The sequence below is a fragment of the Halopiger goleimassiliensis genome (genome assembly GCF_000455345.1).
Classification (GTDB): domain Archaea; phylum Halobacteriota; class Halobacteria; order Halobacteriales; family Natrialbaceae; genus Halopiger_A; species Halopiger_A goleimassiliensis.
In genome coordinates this window covers 1,524,488-1,542,527 of sequence record NZ_HG315690.1, presented here as the reverse complement: position 1 = coordinate 1,542,527, position 18,040 = coordinate 1,524,488, and the positions used below count along the sequence as shown (strand labels likewise).

Genomic DNA, 18,040 nt, shown 5'->3' with positions numbered 1-18,040 from the left:
TGAGGGGCGATTCAGTTCCCGGAACGAATCGTCGAGGTGGCTCGACGGCGCAGGTTAGACGAGGCTCGCGCCGTCGAACTCGCCGCGGCTGTACTCGACGTCGAGCAGGTCGAGGATGGTCGGCGTGATGTCGAACAGGTCCGCGTCGCCGATTGACGCGTCCGCGTGATCGATGAACAGCGCCGTGTCGTCGAAGCTGTGCATCCCGTTACGCGGTCCCGACGTGAAGACGTCGGAGTCGGCCTTGAAGCCGGACTTCAGATCGAAGCCGTCGTTCGGAATCGCGACCAGATCCGGCGCGATGTCGTCGTGGTCGCCCCGGAACGCTTCCTCCTTCTCGACGACGCGGTCGACGACCTGTCGACCCTCGGGTCCCTCGAGCGCCAGCAGACGCTCCTTGAGGTCGTCACGCACCGCGTCGTACTCCGCTTTAGGGACGGAGCCGCGGGGTTCGCGCCCCTCGAGGTTCACGTAGAACCGGCCGGGGATAAACGAGTAGACCGTGGTGTCGTCCGCGATGTCGCCCAGTTCCTCTGGATCGTCGGTCTCGAACGAGAGCAGTCCCTCCTCCCGGAGCCACTCGTTGAAGTGGACCTCGTAATCGAGGCTGGTGAAGCCGTGATCCGACGCGACGATCAGCGTCACGTCCTCGGGCAGCGCCTCGCGGAGGCGACCGATGTAGTCGTCGACCTTCCGGTAGAACTCGAGGAACTCCTCCCTGTACTTGCCGTCGCGTTCGTAGTCCTCGAAGAGGAAGTGGTTGACCCGGTCGGTCGTCATGAAGACGCCGAAAAAGAGGTCCCAGTCGTCCTTCTCGACGTAGTGTTCGAACGCCTCGAACCGGGCGTCGATCGTGTCGTGGGCGTCCTCGATGAACTCGGATTTGTCCTCCTGGTGGCCGAGTTTCGGGTTGACGTCGATCCGGTAGTCGAGCGTCTCCAGATAGTCGCGGACGTCGTCGGGGTAGGCGGCCTTCTCGAGGCCGGGAGAGAGAAAGCCCGAAACCATCCGCTGGACGTTGCGCTGGGGCGGGAAGGTGACGGGAACGTTCATCACGGTCGCCTGACGACCCGCTTCCTGCACGCGATCCCAGACGCGTTTGGCCTGGACCTCCCGGCCCATCGGCACGTAGGTGTCGTAGGTTCCGATCTCGCGATCCTGGAAGCCGTAGACGCCCGTTTCTCCGGGGTTCACGCCGGTCGTCAGCGACGGCCAGCAGGCGCTCGACTCGGGCGGGACGATGCTCGAGATCTCCCCGGCAGTCCCCTCGTCGGCGATGGCGGCGAAGTTCGGAAACAGCTCCTCGTTGTCCGACAGCAGACTATACGGGACGCCGTCGACGCCGATAAACGCGACCCGGGGTGCGCCGTCACCCCGCAGGCGATCGAATAGACCCATAGGCGGTCGTTGTTCGACCGGATACAAGAAGGTTCGTTTCCGGACACTATTTTGAGAATTTCTACGACGACGGCCGGAACGTCCGAATATTGGTCGGGGCGGTTTCAGGCCCGAAGCGGGGGCTCACTCGCTCGAAAGACTGCCCCACTCGAGTGGGACTGACGTATCAGTGATGGAAAACGTACTGGCGCTGTGGCCTCGGCGGTCCATCAGTCGGACGTGCTTACGTCGCCGACTGCCCGCTGTCCGTTCGCTCGGCCGATTCGCCTCACTCGTCGTCCTCGTTCGGATCGAAGTTGGACGGGACGACGGTCGGGTGGTCGACGCCGACTTCGGGGGCCTGGCGTTCGCGGGCGGACTCTCGAGGGGTGGGGTTGCTGGCGGCCATGACAGGTGTATCTAGCCCGCCTCACCCAATAAAATTACCCATGCTCATAACGTATCCGCCGTCGGCCGCGGATAACTGACGGGTATCGCGACGGCGTGATGCGGGAGCGAAAAGGTCGGCGTCGAGGGTGGCGTTACCCGAAGTGTTCCTCGTAGAGGTCCTGGGCGTGTTCGATCGCGTCGTAGGCGGCCTGTTTGTCCTCGAAGCCCTGCGTCTCGACTTCCTTGCCCTCCTCGAGGTTCTTGTAGGTCGCGAAGAACTCGTCGATCTCGTCGAGTTGTTGCTGGGGGATGTCCTCGAGGTCCTCGATGTGGTCGTATCGGGGATCCTCGGCGGGGACGGCGATGACCTTGTCGTCCTGCTCGCCGTCGTCGTCCATCTTCATCAGCGCGACGGGACGAGCCTCGATGACGCAGCCGGGGAACGTCTGGTCCTCGACGAGGACGAGCACGTCGAAGGGGTCCTCGTCGTCGTAGTACGACTGCGGGATGAAGCCGTAGTCGCTGGGGTAGTGGACGTTGCTGTGGAGCACGCGGTCCAGCACGACGCCGGGAACGTCCTTGTCGTACTCGTACTTGTTGCGTTCGCCCTTGAGACACTCGACGACGGCGTAGATCTCTTCGGGCGGGTTCGGTCCGGTCTCTAGCTCTTCCCAGAGGTTCACCATGTACCGGAGATTTCACGGTCGATCAAAAAGTACTTTCGTAATCACGTTTCACTCCCAATGGACGGCTGCCAGACAGCCGACAGACAGACCCCCCACGCTGCGGCTCGTCCGGCACTGCCGCAGTCGGTTAGACCGCATCTAACCGGCGACGAAACCGAATGGTTGGCAAGTCTTAAATAGTCTGGTGACATTTACAGAAGTATGTCAGAGGCACAATCAATCACCGGCGAACAGAGCATTGCACGCGAACTCACCGCATTCCAGACCAACATCCTCGTCATCCTGGCGAAAGAGCCGATGTACGGTCTGGCGATCAAACGAGAACTCGAGGACTACTACGGCACGGAGGTCAACCACGGCCGTCTGTACCCCAACCTCGACGAACTCGTCGACCTCGGGCTGGTCGAGAAGAGCGAACTCGACAAGCGAACGAACCAGTACTCCCTGACGGACGACGGCTACGAGGCCGTCCTCGACGGGGTTCGCTGGACGCTGTCGAAGGTCGTTACCGACGAGGACCGCGCCGACGAGATCCGCGAGATCGTCGACGAGAGCCAGTCCGACGACTGATACACGACTGATACCGGTTCAGGGCACCCCGGCGATCGGTCACTCCGTCCGGTAGTCGGGCACCGGTTCACCGGCCGTCTCGTAGACGAGCCCGATCGACTCGTCGATCGCGTCTCGTTGCTTCTCGGACGGCCACGCGTTTCGAACGAAGTAGTCGTACCGAAACTCCGCGAGTTCTGCGGCCGTCAGCGACTCGATGGTCTTCGCGTAGTGATTGCCGACGAAATCGGCCAGCGCCGCCGCGTTGTCCCCGTGAACCTCGCCGTGTGCGGTTCTCACGTCCTCGACGAGCGACCGGTTGTGCGCGTCGACGTCGTCCCACTCGTCCGGATCCCCCGTCCCCTCGAGCGGGATCTCCTCGGCGCGGGAGACGTCCTCGATCCGGTCGGTCCTGATGACGCCGTCCTCCTGCCACTCCGCGGGATGCAAGACGAGGACGTCGTCCCCGTCGTCGTCGCGGATGCGTGCGGTAAAATCGTGGTCGTCGAGCAGTTCGGCCCGCCGCTCGGCGTGGGCGGACGCCTCGTCCTCGTCGGGGACCGTTCGCTCGAGTCGCGTGAGGCGCTCGGCCTCCTGGACGACGTCGCGCGGGAGTTCGTCGTCGGTCTCGGTGTCCGATCCGTCGGCCTCGCCCGCGCCGTCGGCTCGCTCGCGGCGTCGGTCTCCCTCGTCCATCGGATCGCTCATTGTCCTCGATACCCGCGTAGCCGACGCGCGGGTTTGCCAGTGTCGGTCCCCACCGACGGGCTAGCCCCGGTCGAGGGCCTCGTTCGCGAGGTCGTCCGCGCGCTCGTTGACCTCCCGGGGGACGTGCTCGAGCGTCCACTCGTCGAAGGCGGAGAGGAGTTCGTGGACGGTGACGCGCTTCTCGCGCAGTTCGGGGTTGTTGGTGTCGTACTCGCCCCGCACCTGCTTGACGATGAGTTCCGAGTCGCCCCGGACGTGGACCTCGTCGTAGCCGTAGTCGCGCGCGGCCTCGAGCGCGGCGATCAGCGCCTCGTACTCGGCCTGGTTGTTCGTCGCGCGCCCGATTCGTTCGTTGCCGTCGGCGACGATGCCGTCGCCGGTGACGATCACCCAGCCGATGGCCGCCTGGCCGGGGTTACCCCGTGACGCGCCGTCGAAGTAGACGTGCGCGCGGCCGCCGCCCTCGCGGAGGATCGCCTCGAGGTCCTGCGGGTTCGCCCCCTGGATCACGACCTTCTCGTCGTAGGCGACAGCGGTGGCGTCGCCCCGGCTCGCGCGCCAGCGTTCGTGGTCGGTGTTCCCCGATTCGACCGACACGCCGGCGTCCTCGAGGCGCTCTCGGGCGGCGTCGACGTCACACTCGATGACGGGCATTCGTCTCCGGGATGGCCCGGATCGGGATAAAGTCTTTCCGGTTTCAAAGCGTAAACTCCGGCCCTGAGGCATTGTATCGCCGAGGATCGGCGAATAACACTCAAACGGGAAAAACAGTTACCAAGCATTTATATAGTATGGTGCTACTACTATAAAAGTGCGATGACACGGTCCACCCGCCAGCGGGAGCGAACGCGTGAGACGGACGAGACCGAGGAACAAGAGGGGGTACGTGCGTGTCCCGAGTGTGAATCGGACAATCTCGTGAAAGACTCCGACCGGGGTGAGCTCATCTGTGAAGACTGTGGGCTCGTCGTGGAGGAGGAGAAGATCGATCCCGGTCCTGAGTGGCGGGCGTTCAACCACCAGGAGCGGCAGGAGAAGTCCCGCGTCGGCGCGCCGACGACCCAGACGATGCACGACAAGGGGCTGACGACGACGATCGACTGGAAGGACAAAGACGCCTACGGGCGCTCGATTTCCTCGAAGAAACGCAGTCAGATGCACCGGCTGCGCAAGTGGCAAGAACGCATCCGAACGAAAGACGCCGGCGAGCGCAACCTGCAGTTCGCGCTCTCGGAGATCGACCGGATGGCCTCCGCGCTGGGGGTCCCGCGCTCGGTCCGCGAGGTCGCGTCGGTGATCTACCGGCGCGCGCTCAAGGAAGACCTCATCCGGGGACGCTCGATCGAGGGCGTCGCGACCTCCGCGCTGTACGCTGCCTGTCGAAAGGAAGGCATTCCGCGCAGTCTCGAGGAGATTTCGGAAGTCTCACGCGTCGAACGAAAAGAGATCGGTCGGACGTATCGATACATCTCGCAGGAACTCGGCCTGGAGATGCGACCCGTCGACCCGAAAAAGTACGTCCCGCGCTTCTGTTCTGAACTCGAACTGTCCGAGGAGGTCCAGACCAAGGCCAACGAGATCATCGAGAAGACGGCCGAGGAAGGCCTGCTCTCGGGCAAGTCGCCGACCGGATACGCCGCCGCCGCGATCTACGCCGCCTCGCTGCTCTGTAACGAGAAGAAGACCCAGCGCGAAGTCGCCGACGTCGCGCAGGTGACCGAAGTGACGATCCGGAACCGGTATCAGGAACAGATCGAAGCGATGGGCATCCACGGCTAAGTCGTCCGTTCACCGCTCGTTTTTTGGCCCGCCACGTACGACGGAGCGGCCGCTCTCCCGGCCGGTCCGACCTCGTGAATGGGTCCCTGCTCAGTTGGTCTCGTCGTCCGCTCCGTCGCTGTCGTCGGCCTCCGCGCTCTCGTTTCCGTTCCCCCCGTCGCTATCGTCGGCCTCTTCGCTCTCGTTCCCGCCGTCCGTCACCTCGATCGTGATCTCGTCGGTCAGATCGTACGCGTCGTGGAGGCCGTCGCCGGCCTGGAGACAGAGATCGTGCTCGCCCGGCTCGAGGTCGAGTTCGATCTCGGTTTCGCCCTCGCTGAGGTGGTGGTACCCCTCCTCCTGAGGGATCGTGTACTCGGGCTCGATACAGCCTTCGTCGACGATCACGTGGAGGTGGCCGGTGCCGTCCTCGACGTCGTCCTCCTCGACGGACGCGAGTTCGAACCCCTCGACCGCGGCCTCGATCTGGACGGGACTCGAGCTCTCGTCGCCGTCCTCCGGTTGTACGAACTCGATCGAGCCGTCGGGATCCGCGTGGTTGACGTCTTCGACGGCTTCCTCCTGCGCGTCCTCTTCGGTCTGGTTCTCCCCCTCTCCGTCGGTCGCCTCCGACTCGTTGCCGCCGGCTCCTATGGGTGCGTCTCCGTCCTGATCGGGTTCGTCCGATTCGCCCGGTCCGGCGTCGGTACAGCCCGCGACGGTCGCCGCGGCCAGCGCCCCGCTCCCGGCCAGCAGTCGACGGCGTGTAAACTCGGTCATTGGTCTCGATGTAGCTGGACGACTCGAACCGAAAAGAACCGGCCTTGCGTTCGCTACGGGCGAATCTCCAGGGAAATCGGGCGCAGACTCACGGGCGAACGAGACGCGCCGACGGGCCGATCGCCCCGATGTATCAGTCCCGCTGGCCGACGCTGATGACCTGTACCAACGAGTACACCGGGACGCCGTCGACCTGCTCGAGGCCCTGTTTGTCCGCGATGACGACGCAGGCGAGCGGTTCGCCGCCCTCGGTGCGGATCGCGTCGATGGTCTCGCGCATCGTCGTCCCGCTCGTGATCGTGTCGTCGACCACGTAGCACTCGCGGTCGCGGATGCCGGCGAAGTTCCGGCTGAAGGTGCCGCCCAGGTCCTCGATGTCGCCTTCCTCCCACTGGTGTTTCGCCGGGGTGTAGGTCGCCAGGTCGGTCTCGAGTTCGCGGGCGACCAGCGTCGCGATGGGGCCGCCGGCCTTCTCGATACCCACGGTGAGGTCGACGTCTTCGCCGTGTTTGGTGAGCAGGTTCGCCATCGCGGCGGCGATGTGGCTCATCCGCTCGCTGTCGCGACCGATCGCCGACCAGTCGACGTGGATGTCCTGCGGGCCGCCGGCGCTGGATTCGTCGTCGGTCGGTCTCTCCTGCGGTTCGGGCGTCGCGCCGCTGCGCTCGACCAGCCAGCTCGCGGTCTCCCGCGAGACGTTCAGTTCGTCCGCGATTTCACCCTTCGAGAGCCCGCGATCGGCCAGCTCGGCGGCGCTCTCGATGAGGTCGTCGACGTTTTTCATACGGTGGACTTTGCCGGCCGCTTTTATAGACGTGTCGTCCGGTTTCGGCGTGATCGAGCCAACGGGTGCGCACGCACTACGACCGAAAACGGTTATCCGACTGCCCCTGCCTGTAGGTGACATGGAACGGTACGACCTCGTCTATCGGCTCTACGACGAGTACGACACGAAGACCCTCCGGGAGTACCAGGAGTTCGTCGACGTCTTCCCGCCGGTCGACTCCCGGGTCGCGCTGGAACACTGGCAGTCGGCGACGGAGGAACTCGAGGAACGGAAGGACGAGATCCGATCGGCGTTCGCGGCCGGCGAGACGTTCGCCGAGGTCGCCGCCCGGGCGACCCGCGATCAGGCGTTCACGGCGCTGGACCTCGAGGCCAAGTACGGCCGGGCCGTGAACGTACTCGTCCTGGACGTCGACGAGACGCTCCGCTCGGCCGGCGGAACGGACAACGAGATCCCGCGCGAGACGCTGCACATGCTGACCGAGTTTTACGAGGCGGGCGTCCCCATCGTCATCTGTACGGGCCAGACCTTAGAGAACGTCAAGGGGTTCGCGATCCAGGGGCTGGGCAGTGAGATCGTCCACTCCGGCGACCTCTCGATCGTCTACGAAGCCGGAACGGGCGTCTTCACGCCGGGCCACGGGGCCGACACCAAGCAGTTGCTCTACGAGGACCTGGACGCGGAGATCCGGACCGTCTTCGACGACGTCCGCTCGCGGGTGCTGCCCGAGGCCCCGGAGGATCTGCGACGGGGCTGTCACCTGCAGGGCAACGAGTTCAACGTGACGATGAAGCCCAACTACGAGACCGGCTCCTCGCGGGCCCGCGAGATCATCGACGAGGCGCTGATTTACCTGATCGATCTGCTGGCCGACGCCGTCGGCGCGACGCTCGAGGACGGCGACGCGGACGGGAACGGGGGACGAACGCTCGCGGGCGAACCGATCGCCCACTGGACCCGCGCGTTCTACGCCGATCAGGACCCCGAGATCAGGGCCGTCCTCGAGAGCGAGGGGGCCTACCCGGACCTCGACGTCGACGCCGTTCCCGACGCGCTCGAGGCGGTACTCGAGCGGATCGACGTCGCCTACTACGAGGCCGACGCCGCCGAGATCGGCAGCCTCGAGTTGAACAAGGTCGTCGGCGTCGAGCGGGCGCTGGACGTGCTGGACGTCGAGGATCCGTTCGCGCTCGTGATGGGCGACTCGAAGAGCGACCTGCGCGTGATGGAGTGGATCGCCGAGAACGACGCCGGAATCGCCGCGGCACCGGAGCACGCCTCGCGGGACACCGTCGAACACGTCCTCGAGACGGACGAACTGATCTTCGACCGGGGGAAAAGCGTCGACGTCCTCCGGACCGTCTACGCGCTCAATCGACTGAATCGCCTGCACTGAGGGCTGCACCGTCCGCGCCGCGAGTCGGCCACTTAAACGACCGGAACACAAAAGCCTGCCCATCAACCGCGTCGGCCGGTTTCCTTCTCGTAGCGCGATCCCGCCGGATCGGTGCTCGGCGACCGGTTCGGTGGCCGGGATCGGCGTCCCGTTCGAAGCGCTTCGAGTCCCCCGACTCGAGAGCGACATCGTTCGGTTCGGACTCGTCCGTTTCACCCGAGGTGACTACCCATGACCACGATCGCAGAACTCACGCTTCCGACGGAGGAGTTCGCACTCGCAGCGACGAAGGAGCGACTGCCGGACCTGGAACTTCGCGTCGAGAGCGTCGTCGCGGAGGGGCCGGTGCGGACGATGCCACTCGTCTGGTTCTCCAACGTCGATCCCGACGAGCTAGAGGCCGCCCTCGAGGCGGATCCGACCGTCGACGAGTACCTCCGATTGCTCGAGAGCAGCGACGACGACGAATGGTTCTACCGACTCCAGTACGGCGAGGACGTCGCCTCGGTCTGTCAGTTGATCTACGAACACGAGGGAACCGTCCTCGACGCCCAGGTCTCGGACGGCCAGTGGACGGTTCGACTCCTCTTTCCGGAACGTGAGGGCCTTTCAGATGCGGTAGACGCGATCGAGGACCGCGGCGTCCGCGTCGACGTCCGACGGATGGTCGACGCGGGTGCCGACGAGGACCTCGAGACCGCCGCGGCCCTGACCGAACCCCAGCAGGAGGCAATCGCCGAGGCGTACCGCCAGGGCTACTACGACGTTCCCCGCGAAATCTCGCTGGAGGAACTCGCGAACGAACTGGACATCTCCCACCAGGCGCTCTCGGAGCGCCTGCGTCGGGCTAATCGCGTTCTCGCCAGCGAGCAACTCGACGAGGCGTCGGAGCCGGTAGCCACGGATTGAGGCTGTGGTCACCGTCGGACTGCGTCGGGTTGGTACGGCAGCCGTCGCCCGCAGTCGCGGATTCGGCCGTCGTCGGAGCTAGAACTCCCGCTCCGGCCCGCGAGAGCCGACGATCGAACCCGTGCGGGCGGTCCCTTCGAGCACGAGCACGGCGGGGAACTCTTCGGATCGCTCGACGTCGTACTCCTCGAGCGTGGGGAACGCCTCGTCGTCGACGTCGCGATTCGCGTCGACGAAGTCCCGGAAGGCCTCGCGTTCGGCGTCGGCTTCGGAATCGTAGCAGACGGCGTCGACGACGTCGGTCGTCGCTCCGTCGACTTCGAGCGCTCGCGACGTACCCACGAGGTCCGTCTGCCACTCCCAGTCGTAAGCGGGTTCCTCGACGGGGTCGACTGGCGGGAAGACGGTCCCGCGGACGAACTGTCCCGACCCGCGCTCGGCGAGGAGGGCACCCGCGCGGTCGTCGTCGGTCCACCGGCGCGTATTCCCCGACCCGTCACCGTCCTCGCCCCAGCGAGCGTCGAGTACGTACTCGAGGACGGCGTCTGGATCGATCCAGACGTCACCCCGCGTTTGCACCAGGTAGTCGTCCCGGACGGCGAACCGAAAACTCCCGAGTTCGTAGCGGTCGAAGCCGTGGACCGACCCCACAGACACGACGTCGCCGTTGGAGTCGTCCTCGAGGTAGGTCGCGATCTCCTCGGGATCGAACGAGCCCGCGAGGACGTGAATCTCCGGCTGGAGGGTCTCGTCGACGTCCGCGCCGTTGTCGACGTTGTAGAGGTCGAGCCACCAGTCGACGTGCTGGTACAGTTGCCAGTCGACCTCCATCGCGGGCACGTTGAACGCGTCCCGCACGAGCCGTCCCCAGAGTTCGTCGCTCGAGAGGTGATCGTCGTACTCGAGGACGACGGATGGCTCCTGATACCTGAATCGGCGCTCGCGGAATTCGTGGGCCTCGATCTCGTAGCCCTCGCGGACGAACGCCGACGGCTCCGGATCGACGAGCCACGGGTCGATCCCGTCGTCATCGTCTCCGCCCGTGCCCGGGAAGCTGCTCGCACAGCCGGCCAGTCCGACCGTCCCGAGAGCGGTCAGACAGCAGCCGCCCGTGCGGATAAATTCACGACGCGACGTGTACTGTTTCATCGACTGCACGAGGCGATCGAAATCCGAAAAGGATTGCGGAACCGACCGGGATCGGTCGGCTGAATCGAATCCGAATCGGTCAAACACCCTGAGTCGGTGGAACCTTTTTCCGACGGGCCTCGAATGGCCGCCATGGAACGCAGTGCGGAACGGGCCGCGATCCGTGAGACGGTCGGGGAGTTCGTCGCGAACGAGATCGATCCGATCGCGCTCGAGGCCGACAGGGACGCGGAGTTTCCGGAAGGCGTCTGGGACGGGCTGGCGGACCTCGACCTGACCGGGATGACGGTTCCCGAGACGTACGGCGGGTTCGACGCCGATCCCGTCACCGCGAGCGTCGTCTACGAGGAACTGGCCTACGGCAGCCTGGCCGTCGCGACGGCGCTGTCCGTCCACGGGCTGGCCACCTCCTGCATCGCCGCGTTCGGAAGCGAACCACAGCGCGAACGGTGGCTGCCCGAGATGGCCGAGGGCCGCCCGGTCGGTGCGTTCGCACTTTCGGAACCCCACGCTGGATCGAACCCCGCGGAGATGACGACGGAGGCCCGCCCCGTCGAGGGGCCGGACGGCGAAGTCGAGGCCTACGAGATCACTGGCGAGAAACAGTGGATCACGAACGGACAGCGGGCCGACGTCTACGTCCTGTTCGCGAAGACGGACCGGGACGATCCGTCGACGGTCACGCAGTTCCTGGTTCCAGGTGACGTCGACGGTCTCTCCGTGGGCGACCCCGAGGACAAACTCGGCCTGCGCGCGAGCGACACCACGAGCCTTACCTTCGACGGCGTACGCATCCCCGCGGAGAACCGCCTGACCGCGGTCGGCGACGGCCTCTCCGCCGCCTTCCACATCCTCACCGGGGGCCGGATCGCCATCGCAGCCCAGTCGGTGGGGCTCGCCCAGCGGGCCCTCGACGAAGCGCTCGCGTACGCACAGGACCGCGAGCAGTTCGACCAGCCCATCGCGGACGTCCAGACCATCAGGCACAAACTGGCCGAGATGGCCACTCGAGTCCGTGCCGCCCGCCTGCTCACGCGCGACGCGGCCCGCAAGCGGGCCGACAACGAGGACGAGTCGGGCAAGGCCGCCGCGCTCGAGGCGAGCATGGCGAAGTACTTCGCGAGCGAGACCGCGATGTTCGTCACGAACGAGGCCGTCCAGATCCACGGCGGCTACGGCTACGTCACCGAGGGCGAGGTCGAACGGCTCTACCGCGACGCCAAGATCACCGAAATCTACGAGGGGACGACCGAAATCCAGAAGACGGTGATCGCCCGGGAACTGCTCGAGTAGCCGGACGCCCCGATCCGTTCCACTCGGGGGCCGCGTTCGGCACCGAAGTCGCTATTCCGCTCCCCGTCCTATCGGCGACCATGAGCGAGTACGACGCCGTCGTCTACGACCTCGACGGCACCCTCGTGGAACTCGACGTCGACTGGGACGCCGTCGCTTCGGACGTCCGCTCGGTGTACGAGTCCGCCGGCGTCGAACCGCCGAGCCGCGATCTCTGGGACCTCCTCGACGGGGCCGCCGAGGCCGGACTCGACGGCGAGGTCGAGTCGACCGTCGCGAGGTACGAGCGGGAAGGTGCCAGATCCGCGCCACGCCTCGCTCACGCCGACGAACTCGTCGATCTGTCGGTGCCGGTCGGCGTCTGTTCGCTGAACTGCGAGCGGGCCTGCCGGATCGCGCTCGAGGAACACGACCTGACGGGCGAGGTAGCGGCAGTCGTCGGTCGCGATACGGTCGATACGCGAAAACCGGATCCGGAGCCGTTGCTCGAGGCGATATCGCGACTCGGCGCAACGCCCGAGGGAACGCTGTTCGTCGGCGACTCCCCTCGCGACGAACTGACCGCCGAACGGGCGGGAACGGCCTTCGAGTACGTGCAGGAGTGACAGCGGGGCACGCTCGAGACGACGCTCCGTCACTCCTGGGTTCGCTTCGCGTACGCGAACACGGCCAGCGACGTCACCAGCCAGATGGGTGCGCCAACCCGGACCGCGAACTCCGCTCGAGCGCCCCAGGACGGCAGGTCGACGAGCGTCGAGAGGAGGGCGACGATCGGGACGCCGACCAGGATCGTCAGCAGGAAGGTGACCTGCATCACCCACCCGTAATCGACGCCGTCAGGGTTGGTCGTTTCGACGGGTTCCGGCACGATGGACACTCCAGAGCGTGTCCCCTTAAGCCTCGCGGGTTACGCGTTCGCCCGGCCGCACCGTGGAACGGGTGACGTTTAGTGCTCGCACGCCAACGGTCGGGCATGCCCACGGTTCGGGACATCCGAACGAACGAGGGAGACGAACCGATCACCATGCTGACGGCCTACGACGCGCCGACCGCCGCCATCGTCGACGAGGCGGGCGTCGATATCGTCCTCGTGGGCGACAGCGTCGGCAACACGTCGCTGGGCTACGAGACGACGCTGCCGGTCACCGTCGACGACATGGTTCGCCACGTCAGCGCCGTCTCGCGGGCGATCGACGACGCGCTCGTCGTCGCCGATATGCCTTTCCTCTCCTTCGGCGTCGACGAGAGCGACAGCATCGAGAACGCGGGCCGGATGCTCAAGGAGGCCGACGCCGAGGCCGTCAAACTCGAGTGCGGCCCGCACACGGTCGAGTTGACCGAACGGCTGGTCGAACTGGGCATCCCGGTCATGGCTCACCTCGGCCTGACTCCCCAGCACGTCAACCAGTACGGCGGCTACCCGCGACAGGGAACCGATCAGGACGCCGCCGAGCGCATCCTCGAGCTCGCACAGGCCCACGAGGACGCGGGCGCGTTCTCGCTCGTCCTCGAGCACGTGCCCGCGAACCTCGCGGCGACGGTCACCGAGACCCTCGAGACGCCGACGATCGGTATCGGCGCGGGGCCGGACTGCGACGGCCAGGTGCTCGTCGTCGACGACGCGGTGGGGCTGAGCGAGTGGTCACCCTCGTTCGCGAAGCAGTTCGGCGACGTCCGCGCCGAGATGGCGTCCGCAGTCGAGGCGTACGTCGAGGCCGTCGAATCCGGCGCGTTCCCCGCCGAGGAACACAGCCACGAGGAGGGCGACCTCGAGGACATCTACTGAACTCAAAAAGAGCGAAAGTACAATAAGCCGCCACATCTTGCGGTTTTCGCCGAGTAAAAGACGACGTTCCAGTCGTATCTCATATCGAATAGGAGCCAAACCTATCGGTTCTCATCCTGGAAGTAGTCAGTTCAAAGACCGATTCGGAGAGTCGTTGTCGTCACGAGGACCGGCCTCAGTAGCGTTTCCTGGCTCGGATAACGCACACAACCGGCACGACTGCCGTGTACTCGTGCCCGTCAACGTCAAGGGTGACGGTGACCGATCGCGGACTGGCATCGACGAGATCATCGAAGGTCGTCGCCGGGGCATCGACGAGATCATCGAAGGTCGTCGCCGGGGCATCGACGTCTACTTGGGCGGGCCACGTCACTTTCACGCCCTCGTCGGCGTCGAACTCCGAAGCGTCTGCGTCCGGAAGCCGGTTGAACTCTACGCCTCCAAATCCGATCGTGATGTGGTCGATCGAAAGGGATGAGCGAAGTTCCTCCCTGACTGCCGTACTCGCCACGCTGGCGGCGACGCCTGTGCTCACGAGTCGAGTTCGACTTCGTAGGTGTCCCCCGGTTCGTGATCGAGCACAACCGTCTCTCCGTCGTCTTGTAACTCGAACTCCCGGTTGGGAACAGTGTCCACCGACAACCTGTCAGCGTGTCCCAGTTCGTATCGCTGTTCGTAGTCCGGCGTCCCCCACCGATCGCCGCCGTGAAATCGACCAGCCAGATACCCTCCGACGGCAGCGATCCCACCGACCACCGCGAGAATGTGTCTCCGGAGCATATTTATTACCATGCATTTCGAGGAAGATAATATCATTTCCCGGTGGATCACGGCCGACGGGGAGTCGTTCGTGGCGCTCGAGAACGCCCGGTGAGCGCCAGGTAGAGAACCCCGGGCAGGAGAGTGTTACGCGTCCCCGCCGACGCGCTCGAGGAAGTCACGGACGGCGTCGTTGAACGCGGTCGGCCGCTCGAGCATCGCGAGGTGGGCCGCGTTCTCGATCGTGACGCAGCGCCCGTCGTCGATCCCGTCCGCGAGGTACTCGTGGTATCGTGGCGGCGTCAGTCGATCGTTCTCACCGCAGATTGCCAACGCGGGGACGTCGATCTCGTCGAGGCGATCCCTGACGTCGAACCGATGGCAGGTCAGAAAGTCCCGCCTGGTGACGGCCTGCCCACAGTCGTACATCACCTCCTTGGATCGCTCCCGGAGTTGCGGGTCCGGATCGTCGAAGAGCCGTCCCGGGCCGTGCAGGAACTCCACGGCCCGGTCGAAGTCGTCGTTCAGCCACTCGAGGAGGTCCTCGAGCACGCCCAGGCGGGCACCCGTTCCCGCGAGAACGACGCCGTCGAGGTCGAGGTCGCGCTCGAGCAGGACGTGGAGGACGACCGCCCCGCCGAGCGAGTTTCCGACGAGATAGCGGGCGTCGGTCGCCTCGGCGACGGCGATGACGTCGTCGGCGTAGGCCGACAACGTGGCGTAGCCCGGACGGGCGTCGATGTCGTCGGACGCGCCGTGACCGCTGAGGTCGAGCGTGACGATGGGTCGGTCGTCGGCGAGTCGGTGCTGGGCGCGCCAGACGGACCGCGACCCGCCGCTTCCGTGGATACAACAGACTGCAGGGCCACCCCCGGACCGATCGGCGACCTCGTAGGCCGTCCCTCGACCGTGGTGTTCTACCGTCGACATACGCGTACTACGCCGGACGTACGCATAAAAGCTCGAACCGACCCAGCCTGCTGAGAGCACGTCCCCCGATCGAGTCGATCCGGGTCGGTTCACCGATGGAGTGCTGTGAACCACAAACAATCATTTCCGAGGAATCGTACTACCGTCTCCGACTTACTTGGAGAAAGATTTAAATAGTAGCAGTGCTTACCTCGAGTTAGTACGATATGACTCTCGAACAATTCACCCGCAAGGAGGGCACGGTAGCCCGTCAGTACCAGTACGACGACAGCACGGTGCTGGCGGTGGACTTCGGGCCCGCGACGGACGCGTCCGTCGACATCGTCGACGACACCGTGATCGTGGTGGTCGATAGCGCGGAACGACGTTCCGCTGACCGTTCGAGCGGCGATGCGCCGCTCGAAGACGACGAGCAGTACGAGATCGACCTCCCCGAGCACGCTGACGACGCGCACACGTTTATCAAAAACGGGGTCCTCACTATCGAAACGGAGGCTTCCGTATGAAACTCACCGTCAAACCCCTCAAGCAGAAGGACGCTGGTCGCGGACTGGCCGCCATCGACCGCGTGTCGATGCGCGAACTCGACCTCGAGAACGGCGATTACATCGTCATTCAGGGCAAAGGCGACAGCCAGGCCGTCGCTCGCGTCTGGCCAGGCTATCCCGAGGACGAGGGCCGCGGAATCGTCCGGATCGACGGACGACTCCGCCAGGAGGCCGACGTCGGGATCGACGACACCGTCACCATCGAGCAGGCGGACGTCAAACCCGCCAAGTCGATCACCGTCGCGCTCCCGCAGAACCTCCGTATTCGCGGCGACATCGGCCCGCTCGTCCGTGATAAGCTCTCCGGACAGGCCGTCACCGAGGGGCAGACGGTGCCGTTCTCGCTCTCGTTCGGCCCGATGGCCAGTTCCGGCCAGTCGGTGCCGCTGAAGATCGCGAGCACCTCGCCCTCGGGTACGGTCGTCATCACCGACTCGACGAACATCGAGATCTCCGAGACGCCCGCCGAACAGGTCAGTTCCGGCACCGGGGCCTCCCCGGAGGGCGTCCCGGACGTCACCTACGAGGACATCGGCGGCCTGGACGACGAACTCGACCAGGTCCGCGAGATGATCGAGTTGCCGATGCGCCACCCCGAGCTGTTCCAGCAGCTGGGCATCGAGCCACCGAAGGGCGTCCTCCTGCACGGCCCGCCGGGCACCGGCAAGACGCTGATGGCGAAAGCCGTCGCCAACGAGATCGACGCCCACTTCGAGACGATCTCCGGTCCGGAGATCATGTCCAAGTACTACGGCGAGAGCGAGGAGCAACTCCGCGAGGTCTTCGAGGAGGCCGAGGAGAACGCTCCCGCGATCATCTTCATCGACGAACTCGACTCCATCGCGGCCAAGCGCGAGGAAGCCGGCGGCGACGTCGAACGCCGCGTGGTCGCCCAACTCCTCTCGCTGATGGACGGCCTCGAGGAGCGCGGCCGCGTCACCGTCATCGCCGCGACCAACCGCGTCGACGACATCGACCCCGCGCTCCGTCGCGGCGGTCGCTTCGACCGCGAGATCGAGATCGGCGTCCCCGACAAGGACGGCCGCAAGGAGATCCTGCAGGTCCACACCCGCGGGATGCCCTTAGAGGAAGAGATCGACCTCGAGCGGTACGCCGAGAACACCCACGGCTTCGTCGGGGCCGACCTCGAGTCGCTGGCCCGCGAAGGGGCGATGAACGCCCTCCGTCGCATCCGTCCCGACCTCGACCTGGAGGAGGACGAGATCGACGCCGAGGTGCTCGAGTCGCTGCAGGTCAGCGAGGAGGACTTCAAGGAGGCGCTCAAGGGCATCCAGCCCTCCGCGATGCGGGAGGTCTTCGTCGAGGTTCCCGACGTCACCTGGAACGACGTCGGCGGCTTAGAGGACACCAAGGAACGCCTCCGCGAGACGATCCAGTGGCCGCTGGACTACCCCGAAGTCTTCGAGCAGATGGACATGCAGGCCGCCAAGGGCGTCCTCATGTACGGTCCGCCCGGCACCGGGAAGACGCTGCTCGCGAAAGCCGTCGCCAACGAGGCCCAGTCGAACTTCATCTCGATCAAGGGTCCCGAACTGCTGAACAAGTACGTCGGCGAGTCGGAGAAGGGCGTCCGCGAGATCTTCGAGAAGGCCCGTGCGAACGCACCCACGGTGATCTTCTTCGACGAGATCGACTCCATCGCGGGCGAACGCGGCCGCACGCAGACCGACTCCGGCGTCGGCGAGCGGGTCGTCTCACAGCTGCTGACGGAACTGGACGGCCTCGAGGAACTCGAGGACGTCGTCGTCATCGCGACGACCAACCGTCCCGACCTGATCGACCAGGCGTTGCTCCGTCCGGGACGGCTGGACCGCCACGTCCACGTGCCCGTCCCCGACGAGGAGGCCCGCAAGAAGATCTTCGAGGTTCACACCCGCGACAAGCCCCTGGCCGACGCGGTCGACCTCGACTGGCTCGCGGGCGAAACCGAGGGCTACGTCGGTGCCGACATCGAGGCGGTCTGCCGCGAGGCCTCGATGGCCGCCAGCCGCGAGTTCATCAACTCGGTCGACCCCGAGGAGATGGCCGACACCATCGAGAACGTCCGCATCAGCCGCGAGCACTTCGAGCACGCCCTCGAGGAGGTCAACCCGAGCGTGACCCCCGAAACGCGCGAGCGCTACGAGGAGATCGAAGAGGAGTTCGACAGGGCCGAACCGGCCCAGGAACAGGACCAGCTCGGTCGCACCTTCCAGTAGCTCGTCGGTCCCGCGG

The 18,040-nt window shown here is 65.6% G+C and carries 20 protein-coding genes; 9 read left to right on the top strand and 11 right to left on the bottom strand.

Annotated elements, in window-relative coordinates; translation table 11 throughout:
- Window positions 1-54: 54 nt before the first annotated feature.
- Complete coding sequence (locus TX79_RS07535; protein WP_049926851.1) at window positions 55-1,398, bottom strand: alkaline phosphatase family protein; 1,344 nt, start codon at window positions 1,396-1,398, stop codon at window positions 55-57.
- 521 nt (window positions 1,399-1,919) lie between these two features.
- Window positions 1,920-2,453: an inorganic diphosphatase gene (locus TX79_RS07530; protein WP_049926850.1), complete on the bottom strand. Its 534-nt coding sequence runs from the start codon at window positions 2,451-2,453 to the stop codon at window positions 1,920-1,922.
- Between the two features lie 201 nt (window positions 2,454-2,654).
- Between TX79_RS07530 and TX79_RS07525 the strand changes: the two genes are divergently transcribed.
- Window positions 2,655-3,023, top strand: coding sequence for a PadR family transcriptional regulator (locus tag TX79_RS07525; RefSeq protein ID WP_049926849.1), 369 nt, complete (start codon window positions 2,655-2,657; stop codon window positions 3,021-3,023).
- Window positions 3,024-3,062: 39 nt separating this feature from the next.
- Here TX79_RS07525 and TX79_RS07520 read toward each other — a convergent pair whose 3' ends face one another.
- Both TX79_RS07520 and rnhA read right to left on the bottom strand, forming a co-directional pair.
- A complete protein-coding gene (locus TX79_RS07520) occupies window positions 3,063-3,710 on the bottom strand; it encodes a DUF7108 family protein (protein ID WP_049926848.1) in 648 nt (215 codons plus the stop codon).
- Window positions 3,711-3,770: 60 nt separating this feature from the next.
- Window positions 3,771-4,364 (bottom strand): ribonuclease HI, encoded by a 594-nt coding sequence (gene rnhA, locus TX79_RS07515; RefSeq protein WP_049926847.1) that lies wholly within the window; start codon window positions 4,362-4,364, stop codon window positions 3,771-3,773.
- 162 nt (window positions 4,365-4,526) lie between these two features.
- Here rnhA and TX79_RS07510 point away from each other — a divergent pair, with 162 nt between their 5' ends.
- Complete coding sequence (locus TX79_RS07510) at window positions 4,527-5,489, top strand: transcription initiation factor IIB (protein WP_049926846.1); 963 nt, start codon at window positions 4,527-4,529, stop codon at window positions 5,487-5,489.
- A gap of 90 nt (window positions 5,490-5,579) precedes the next feature.
- Here TX79_RS07510 and TX79_RS07505 read toward each other — a convergent pair whose 3' ends face one another.
- Complete coding sequence (locus tag TX79_RS07505) at window positions 5,580-6,248, bottom strand: DUF4399 domain-containing protein (protein WP_081655507.1); 669 nt, start codon at window positions 6,246-6,248, stop codon at window positions 5,580-5,582.
- Window positions 6,249-6,381: 133 nt separating this feature from the next.
- Window positions 6,382-7,032 carry a transcriptional regulator GfcR gene (gene gfcR / locus TX79_RS07500; protein ID WP_049926845.1) on the bottom strand — a complete coding sequence of 217 codons (651 nt, stop codon included), beginning with the start codon at window positions 7,030-7,032 and terminating at the stop codon, window positions 6,382-6,384.
- 121 nt (window positions 7,033-7,153) lie between these two features.
- Here gfcR and TX79_RS07495 point away from each other — a divergent pair, with 121 nt between their 5' ends.
- Entirely contained in the window at window positions 7,154-8,431 is a 1,278-nt protein-coding gene (locus TX79_RS07495; protein ID WP_049926844.1) for an HAD family hydrolase, read from the top strand.
- Window positions 8,432-8,662: 231 nt separating this feature from the next.
- Window positions 8,663-9,340, top strand: coding sequence for a helix-turn-helix domain-containing protein (locus TX79_RS07490; protein WP_049926843.1), 678 nt, complete (start codon window positions 8,663-8,665; stop codon window positions 9,338-9,340).
- Between the two features lie 78 nt (window positions 9,341-9,418).
- Here the strand turns inward: TX79_RS07490 and TX79_RS07485 are convergent, their stop codons facing one another.
- Complete coding sequence (locus TX79_RS07485) at window positions 9,419-10,489, bottom strand: hypothetical protein (RefSeq protein WP_049926842.1); 1,071 nt, start codon at window positions 10,487-10,489, stop codon at window positions 9,419-9,421.
- A 132-nt stretch (window positions 10,490-10,621) separates the two neighbouring features.
- Between TX79_RS07485 and TX79_RS07480 the strand changes: the two genes are divergently transcribed.
- Both TX79_RS07480 and TX79_RS07475 read left to right on the top strand, forming a co-directional pair.
- Window positions 10,622-11,782, top strand: coding sequence for an acyl-CoA dehydrogenase family protein (locus tag TX79_RS07480; protein WP_049926841.1), 1,161 nt, complete (start codon window positions 10,622-10,624; stop codon window positions 11,780-11,782).
- A gap of 80 nt (window positions 11,783-11,862) precedes the next feature.
- Entirely contained in the window at window positions 11,863-12,387 is a 525-nt protein-coding gene (locus TX79_RS07475; RefSeq protein ID WP_049926840.1) for an HAD family hydrolase, read from the top strand.
- Between the two features lie 29 nt (window positions 12,388-12,416).
- On the opposite strand, the gene TX79_RS07470 is transcribed toward TX79_RS07475, so the two are convergent.
- Window positions 12,417-12,650 carry a DUF5822 domain-containing protein gene (locus tag TX79_RS07470; RefSeq protein ID WP_049928317.1) on the bottom strand — a complete coding sequence of 78 codons (234 nt, stop codon included), beginning with the start codon at window positions 12,648-12,650 and terminating at the stop codon, window positions 12,417-12,419.
- Between the two features lie 105 nt (window positions 12,651-12,755).
- Between TX79_RS07470 and panB the strand changes: the two genes are divergently transcribed.
- Window positions 12,756-13,568 (top strand): 3-methyl-2-oxobutanoate hydroxymethyltransferase, encoded by an 813-nt coding sequence (gene panB / locus TX79_RS07465; protein ID WP_049926839.1) that lies wholly within the window; start codon window positions 12,756-12,758, stop codon window positions 13,566-13,568.
- 175 nt (window positions 13,569-13,743) lie between these two features.
- Here the strand turns inward: panB and TX79_RS19260 are convergent, their stop codons facing one another.
- From TX79_RS19260 to TX79_RS07450, 3 genes are all read right to left on the bottom strand, one after another.
- Window positions 13,744-14,103 (bottom strand): hypothetical protein, encoded by a 360-nt coding sequence (locus tag TX79_RS19260; RefSeq protein WP_154660476.1) that lies wholly within the window; start codon window positions 14,101-14,103, stop codon window positions 13,744-13,746.
- On the bottom strand, window positions 14,100-14,399 hold the full coding sequence (locus tag TX79_RS07455) for a hypothetical protein (RefSeq protein WP_154660475.1): 300 nt from the start codon (window positions 14,397-14,399) through the stop codon (window positions 14,100-14,102). The genes TX79_RS19260 and TX79_RS07455 overlap by 4 nt, the downstream gene beginning before the upstream one ends.
- Window positions 14,400-14,474: 75 nt before the next feature.
- Complete coding sequence (locus TX79_RS07450; protein ID WP_049926836.1) at window positions 14,475-15,257, bottom strand: alpha/beta fold hydrolase; 783 nt, start codon at window positions 15,255-15,257, stop codon at window positions 14,475-14,477.
- Between the two features lie 206 nt (window positions 15,258-15,463).
- Here TX79_RS07450 and TX79_RS07445 point away from each other — a divergent pair, with 206 nt between their 5' ends.
- On the top strand, window positions 15,464-15,763 hold the full coding sequence (locus TX79_RS07445; RefSeq protein ID WP_049926835.1) for a DUF7127 family protein: 300 nt from the start codon (window positions 15,464-15,466) through the stop codon (window positions 15,761-15,763).
- Window positions 15,760-18,024, top strand: coding sequence for a CDC48 family AAA ATPase (locus tag TX79_RS07440; protein ID WP_049926834.1), 2,265 nt, complete (start codon window positions 15,760-15,762; stop codon window positions 18,022-18,024). The genes TX79_RS07445 and TX79_RS07440 overlap by 4 nt, the downstream gene beginning before the upstream one ends.
- Window positions 18,025-18,040: the final 16 nt, after the last annotated feature.

What these genes read in the sequence shown, in the direction of transcription:
- TX79_RS07535 (WP_049926851.1), bottom strand. Translation starts at nt 1,398, where the DNA reads ATGGGTCTATTCGATCGCCTGCGGGGTGACGGCGCACCCCGGGTCGCG.
- TX79_RS07530 (WP_049926850.1), bottom strand. Translation starts at nt 2,453, where the DNA reads ATGGTGAACCTCTGGGAAGAGCTAGAGACCGGACCGAACCCGCCCGAA.
- TX79_RS07525 (WP_049926849.1), top strand. Translation starts at nt 2,655, where the DNA reads ATGTCAGAGGCACAATCAATCACCGGCGAACAGAGCATTGCACGCGAA.
- TX79_RS07520 (WP_049926848.1), bottom strand. Translation starts at nt 3,710, where the DNA reads ATGAGCGATCCGATGGACGAGGGAGACCGACGCCGCGAGCGAGCCGAC.
- rnhA (WP_049926847.1), bottom strand. Translation starts at nt 4,364, where the DNA reads ATGCCCGTCATCGAGTGTGACGTCGACGCCGCCCGAGAGCGCCTCGAG.
- TX79_RS07510 (WP_049926846.1), top strand. Translation starts at nt 4,527, where the DNA reads ATGACACGGTCCACCCGCCAGCGGGAGCGAACGCGTGAGACGGACGAG.
- TX79_RS07505 (WP_081655507.1), bottom strand. Translation starts at nt 6,248, where the DNA reads ATGACCGAGTTTACACGCCGTCGACTGCTGGCCGGGAGCGGGGCGCTG.
- gfcR (WP_049926845.1), bottom strand. Translation starts at nt 7,032, where the DNA reads ATGAAAAACGTCGACGACCTCATCGAGAGCGCCGCCGAGCTGGCCGAT.
- TX79_RS07495 (WP_049926844.1), top strand. Translation starts at nt 7,154, where the DNA reads ATGGAACGGTACGACCTCGTCTATCGGCTCTACGACGAGTACGACACG.
- TX79_RS07490 (WP_049926843.1), top strand. Translation starts at nt 8,663, where the DNA reads ATGACCACGATCGCAGAACTCACGCTTCCGACGGAGGAGTTCGCACTC.
- TX79_RS07485 (WP_049926842.1), bottom strand. Translation starts at nt 10,489, where the DNA reads ATGAAACAGTACACGTCGCGTCGTGAATTTATCCGCACGGGCGGCTGC.
- TX79_RS07480 (WP_049926841.1), top strand. Translation starts at nt 10,622, where the DNA reads ATGGAACGCAGTGCGGAACGGGCCGCGATCCGTGAGACGGTCGGGGAG.
- TX79_RS07475 (WP_049926840.1), top strand. Translation starts at nt 11,863, where the DNA reads ATGAGCGAGTACGACGCCGTCGTCTACGACCTCGACGGCACCCTCGTG.
- panB (WP_049926839.1), top strand. Translation starts at nt 12,756, where the DNA reads ATGCCCACGGTTCGGGACATCCGAACGAACGAGGGAGACGAACCGATC.
- TX79_RS07450 (WP_049926836.1), bottom strand. Translation starts at nt 15,257, where the DNA reads ATGTCGACGGTAGAACACCACGGTCGAGGGACGGCCTACGAGGTCGCC.
- TX79_RS07445 (WP_049926835.1), top strand. Translation starts at nt 15,464, where the DNA reads ATGACTCTCGAACAATTCACCCGCAAGGAGGGCACGGTAGCCCGTCAG.
- TX79_RS07440 (WP_049926834.1), top strand. Translation starts at nt 15,760, where the DNA reads ATGAAACTCACCGTCAAACCCCTCAAGCAGAAGGACGCTGGTCGCGGA.